The following is a 5,470-nucleotide window of genomic DNA, read 5'->3' on the forward strand; positions in this document are numbered from 1 at the left end:
TTTCGTGGATCATCGTCGCCGCGTCGCGCTCCACGGCCCTCTTCCCGCCTCCACGATCGCCGCCGCAGGCGGCGGGTGGGTCGCTGACTCGAAGGGTTGGTGACCAGCCCCGCTGACCTGTGATCCTTGACCGTGGACGGGTATTCAGGTGCGAAGTGCGATGACCAGTGTCAGGTACACGAGGTAGGTCGCCACAAACGCGATGCCCTCCAGGCGGGACACGCGTCGACCCGTGATGAAGACGGGAATGCAGAGCAGCGCGACCCCGGTCATCAGCGGTATGTCGACGTGGATGAGATCGTCGGTGATCGCCAGTGGTCGCACGAGAGCAGCTGTTCCGAGAATGAAGGTGATGTTGTAGACGCTCGACCCGATCAGGTTGCCGATTGCCAGATCTCGATCTCCTCGAATGGTCGAGACGACCGTCGTCACGAACTCGGGCGCCGACGTTCCGATCGCGATAACCGTCAGACCGATGAGCGCCTCGCTGATGCCGAGGTCGGTGGCGACCCGCACGGATCCGCGGGGACGACTTGGAAGTTAGGGGAGGAAGTTCTTCCCCTTAATTTTGCGGGCACGACGCAAGCGCATTTGCCCAGGTCAGCGGGATTGGTCACCTAACTCTTCGAGAGCGCCCCGACCGCCCACTCGGCAAAGGACTGCCATCCGACGTCGGGGAAGCGTGCATGCAGGGCGGGGATGTCCGCGCTGTAGCCGTCGCCGCTGAGGAAGGTGAACATCGCCCGCATGTCGGGTGATGAGATGCGTTCGGGGTCATAGGATTCGGCGTGCACCGGCCGTCCGAGAACCTCGCTGAGGGTGGTGGCCATCCCGGCGGGGGTGGGTGCGTCGGAGGCGATGTCGAAGCGCTCGCCGGCATGGGCTTGCGGATCCGCGAACAGCGTCGCGACAAACCGGCCCAGGTCGCGTCGCGAAAGTTGTTGCAGCTCTTTGTCGGCGGGCATGGCGATGGGCATCACGCCCGCGGCGAGGGCGTCGGCTCCGCCGAGGAGGTTGTCGTAGAAGTAGGTCGGGCCGACGATGGTGTGCGGGAGGTCGCTCTGCGCCAACAACTTCTCGACCTCGAACTTACTCTCGAAATGCGGTACTCCCGTACCGAGGTTCGCGCTCGCCACCGATGAGAACACCAAGTAGGGCACCGCGGCCTGTTTCGACGCGGCGATGAGCGCGGTGCCCTGGGTGATCTCCGCGTCGACGCCGGTCTCGAACGGCGTGGTGAGTCCGAAGACGCCGGCGGCCCCGTCGAAGGCCTCGGTCAGTCCGTTTCCGGTCACCATGTCGCCGACCGCGAGTTCGACGCCACGCTCGGCCAGTCGTACTGCTCGCGCCGATTCTGCGTCGCGCACAACGGCCCGCACGGGTCGGCCGGCGTCGAGCAGCGCATCGACCACCGCTCCTCCCTGTCCACCGGTGGCTCCCAGGATCACGTATGGCGCGTTGTGGTCGGTCATGACTCCACCCTAGCCCGCGCCTCGTTCAGCAAAGCCGTGGTTTAATACCGCGAATAGTTGGGGCTACTGGTGTCAGTGTGACGCTGGTACCGTCGTCGGCAAGGTGATCTCCTCGAGAGCCCCGCGCTCGATGACGATCCGATGAGAACGGACCAATGACGATGAGGGGATCACACATGCGTATGAAGTTTCTGGCCGGAGCGCTGCTGTCTGTCGGAGCATTGGTGGCCGCACCCGCGGTCACAGCCGAAGCGGCACCCGCCCTGACCGTGCGGTCAGGCATGGAGATCGACGTCGAGGAGACGATCGTGACGGCCAGCGAATGCACGCTCGGCGCAGTCCTCTCGCCCCGCAAGGCACTCACCGCGGGCCACTGCGGCGAGGTCGGCCGCGGGGTCTACGACGCCCGCGGAAACCGGATCGGAACCATCACCGCCAATCGCATCGCCAAGGGCCTCGACATCGCCGTGATCACCCTGGTGCCGCGGGCGCGCGTCCAGATCGACCGCATCAACTGGTCCGGCCAGTTCTTCCGCGGCCAGCCGGTCAGCAAGAACGGCGTGACCACAGGTTTCGGTCGCGGTGTGGTGACCGACCCCAAGCCGACCAAGCGGACGGCCCGCGGATTCGTCTACGCGCCGCCGTTCCTGCTGCAGCACTCGACGATCAGCATCCGGACCAGCCTGCTGTCGAAGGCCGGGGACAGCGGGTCGGGAGTGCGCGACGCGAGCGGCCGCATCGTCGGCATCGTGTCGTCCGGGGCGTCGGATCGCGCCACCGCCGTCGCGCCGGTCTCGTACCTGCCGGGCTACCTCCGCTAGACCTACGCGGGACAGTCGGTTTTGGGCCGCGGTGCCCGGACCGCTATCATCGCGGAGTTGGAGGATTCGCCTAGTGGCCTATGGCGCTCGCCTGGAACGCGGGTTGGGTTAACGCCCTCAGGGGTTCAAATCCCCTATCCTCCGCCAGATGATGCAACATCAGACCCCCGGGCACGCGCGAGCGTGACCGGGGGTTTCTGCATCTGCGCACCGTGATCTCGGGTCAGTGACGTCGGCCGAAATCGGGTGGGTACACTTGTCTCCGGATCCCGCGCGGCGTGCATCCTGTGAACTCCCCCAGGGCCGGAAGGCAGCAAGGGTCAACGGGCTCTCTCGGGTGCGCGGGGTCCCCTATCCCCGACACGATCATCCAGGTTTGCGGCGTCGGCCACCCGCACCGACGTTGCGGCGAGAGGGCCAACGTTGAACTTCCATTCGATGAGTTCGGATCAACTTCACGCCACCGCGCAGGATCTGCGAAAGCTCTATGACGAGCTGTGCGCAGCCGGCCTCAAACTCGACCTCACCCGCGGCAAGCCGGCGCCCGAGCAACTGGACCTCTCGAACGATCTGCTGTCGCTGCCGGGTGACGAGTACAAGGACTCCGCGGGCACCGACACTCGCAACTACGGCGGCATCAACGGCCTGCCGGAGCTGCGCGAGATCTTCGGCGAACTACTCGCCGTCGACCCCAAGAACCTGATCGCCTTCGGCAACTCCAGCCTCGAGCTGATGCACGACCTCACCGCGTTCGCGTTGCTGACCGGAACCCAGGACTCCGATGCCCCATGGCACGGACAGAAGGTGAAGTTCCTGTGCCCGGCCCCCGGATACGACCGGCACTTCGCCATCACCGAGACCTACGGCATCGAGATGATCGAGGTGCCGATGCTGCCGAACGGCCCCGACGTGGACGCGTGTGCCGAGTTGACGCGCAACGACCCGAGCATCAAGGGCATGTGGGCGGTACCCACGTACTCCAACCCCACCGGTGTCACCTTCACCGAGGAGGTCACCCGTGGGCTCCTGGAGATGCCGGCCGCACCGGACTTCCGCATCTACTGGGACAACGCCTACGCCGTGCACACCCTCGTCGACGCACCGCCCACGCCGCTGCCCGTGATCGACATGGCCGCGCAGGCCGGGAATCCGAATCGCGTGTATGTGCTGGGCTCGACGTCCAAGATCACCTTCGCCGGTGCAGGCGTTGCGTTCTTCGGCTCGTCGCCCGCGAACGTCGACTGGTTCGCCAAGCATCTGTCGTTCACGACGATCGGCCCCGACAAGGTCAACCAGCTCCGGCATGCGCGCTTCTTCGGCGACGCCGCCGGGGTGCGCGCCCACATGGCCCGCCATCGCGAGATCCTCGCGCCCAAGTTCAAGCTGGTGCTCGAAATCCTCGCCGACCGCCTCGCCGAGTCCAAGGTCGCGGCGTGGTCGGAACCCGAGGGTGGCTACTTCATCAACCTCGACGTGCTCGACGGTGCCGCCAAGCGGACCATCCAGCTGGCCAAGGAAGCGGGCATCGCGCTGACCGCGGCGGGGTCGACCTACCCGTACAAGAACGATCCCTACGACCGCAACATCCGTCTCGCGCCGACCTTTCCGAGCACCGACGACCTGCGCGTCGCCATGGATGGGGTCTCCACCTGCGTGCTGTTGGCGGCCACCGAGACGTTGCTCGAGAAGGACTGATCACACCGGTCGGTGAGTTGCGGACCGGACTGTGGGACCGGGCAGGGGACTGTCGGGGTTCGCCGGTAGTCTCGACGCGTGGCCCTGTATCGCACCTATCGCCCGGCTACGTTCGCCGACGTCGTCGGTCAGGAGCATGTCACCGATCCGCTGAGCCGGGCACTCGACGCCGGTCGAATCAATCACGCATACCTCTTCTCGGGGCCACGTGGTTGTGGCAAGACGTCGTCGGCGCGCATCCTCGCGCGGTCACTCAATTGCGAGCAGGGACCGACGTCGACGCCGTGTGGTGTGTGCTCGTCGTGCGAGGCGCTCGCGCCGGGTGGGCCGGGCAATCTCGACGTCATCGAGTTGGACGCGGCCAGCCACGGCGGCGTCGACGACACTCGCGAGCTTCGCGACCGCGCATTCTATGCACCGGCCGAGTCGCGCTATCGGGTGTTCATCGTCGACGAGGCGCACATGGTCACCACGGCCGGCTTCAACGCGCTGCTCAAGATCGTCGAAGAACCGCCGGAGCACTTGATCTTCGTGTTCGCGACGACCGAGCCGGAGAAGGTGCTGCCCACCATCCGTTCGCGTACGCACCATTACCCGTTCCGGTTGCTCGCGCCGCCGGTGATGCGCGGGCTGCTGGAGAACATCTGCGAACGCGAGCATGTGACCGTCGCGGCTGATGTCTTTCCACTGGTGATCCGTGCCGGTGGTGGGTCGCCACGAGATTCGCTCTCGGTCCTCGATCAGCTCATCGCCGGTGCCGACGAGAAGGGAGTCACCTACGATCGGGCGCTGTCGTTGCTGGGTGTCACCGACATCGCGCTGATCGACGACACGATCGACGCTCTTGCCACAGCCGACGGAGCGAAGCTGTTCGGGACGGTCGAGAAGGTCGTCGACGCCGGACACGATCCCCGCCGATTCGCCATCGACCTCCTCGAGCGGCTGCGGGATCTCATTCTGCTGCAAGCTGTTCCGGACGCTGCCGATCGCGGGCTCGTGGAGGCGCCCGGCGACCAGCTCGCGCGGATGAACGCCCAGATCGCGTCGCTCGGGTCTGCGTCGCTGACGCGGTTCGCCGAGATCGCGCACGCCGCGCTCGGTGAGATGCGCGGCACCACCTCGCCGCGACTGCTGCTCGAGGTGATGTGTGCGCGCATGCTGCTGCCGGCGGTCTCCGCGGACGACGCAGCGTTGCTCCAGCGTCTCGAGCGGCTGGAATCGGGTGCACGGACATCGATTCCGATCCCGGCGACCCCGGCCGAACCGGAACCGGAACCGAAATTCGTGCGTGCGTCCCAGCGCAAGGCGATCGAGGAGGCCAAGGAGCAGGCCGCTGCCGAACGCACCGCCGCCGAAGAGGCCGAGGCCGACGACCGCGTGCTCGCGCCGGCAGAGTCTGCTGCGCCGGCCGATGTGGTGGTGGCTGAACCGGCTGATGTGGTCACGCCTGAGCCGGCTCCAGTCGTCGCGGATACGACTGCT

General features: G+C 66.4%; 4 protein-coding genes, 1 tRNA gene, 1 other RNA gene and 1 pseudogene. 5 read left to right on the top strand and 2 right to left on the bottom strand.

The window, feature by feature from the left end; translation table 11 throughout:
- Window positions 1-144: 144 nt before the first annotated feature.
- Window positions 145-522, bottom strand: a pseudogene (locus ABZW74_RS23795) (sodium:calcium antiporter); the annotation flags it as partial.
- A gap of 95 nt (window positions 523-617) precedes the next feature.
- Entirely contained in the window at window positions 618-1,472 is an 855-nt protein-coding gene (locus ABZW74_RS23800; protein WP_240856276.1) for an NmrA/HSCARG family protein, read from the bottom strand.
- A gap of 176 nt (window positions 1,473-1,648) precedes the next feature.
- Between ABZW74_RS23800 and ABZW74_RS23805 the strand changes: the two genes are divergently transcribed.
- From ABZW74_RS23805 to ABZW74_RS23825, 5 genes are all read left to right on the top strand, one after another.
- Window positions 1,649-2,293: a S1 family peptidase gene (locus ABZW74_RS23805; RefSeq protein WP_240856275.1), complete on the top strand. Its 645-nt coding sequence runs from the start codon at window positions 1,649-1,651 to the stop codon at window positions 2,291-2,293.
- 59 nt (window positions 2,294-2,352) lie between these two features.
- Window positions 2,353-2,440: transfer RNA gene (locus ABZW74_RS23810), tRNA-Ser, on the top strand.
- A gap of 114 nt (window positions 2,441-2,554) precedes the next feature.
- Window positions 2,555-2,649, top strand: an RNA gene (gene ffs / locus ABZW74_RS23815) — signal recognition particle sRNA small type.
- A gap of 67 nt (window positions 2,650-2,716) precedes the next feature.
- Window positions 2,717-3,988, top strand: coding sequence for an aminotransferase class I/II-fold pyridoxal phosphate-dependent enzyme (locus ABZW74_RS23820; RefSeq protein ID WP_276614559.1), 1,272 nt, complete (start codon window positions 2,717-2,719; stop codon window positions 3,986-3,988).
- Window positions 3,989-4,066: 78 nt separating this feature from the next.
- A partial coding sequence (locus tag ABZW74_RS23825) for a DNA polymerase III subunit gamma and tau (RefSeq protein ID WP_355279886.1) occupies window positions 4,067-5,470 on the top strand: 1,404 nt, incomplete at its 3' end.

Origin of the sequence: Gordonia sp. NPDC003585 (genome assembly GCF_040610755.1) — a bacterium.
Taxonomy (GTDB): Bacteria; Actinomycetota; Actinomycetes; order Mycobacteriales; family Mycobacteriaceae; genus Gordonia.

Excerpts from the sequence above, each read along its gene's own strand:
- ABZW74_RS23800 (WP_240856276.1), bottom strand. The coding sequence starts at position 1,472 with ATGACCGACCACAACGCGCCATACGTGATCCTGGGAGCCACCGGTGGA.
- ABZW74_RS23805 (WP_240856275.1), top strand. The coding sequence starts at position 1,649 with ATGCGTATGAAGTTTCTGGCCGGAGCGCTGCTGTCTGTCGGAGCATTG.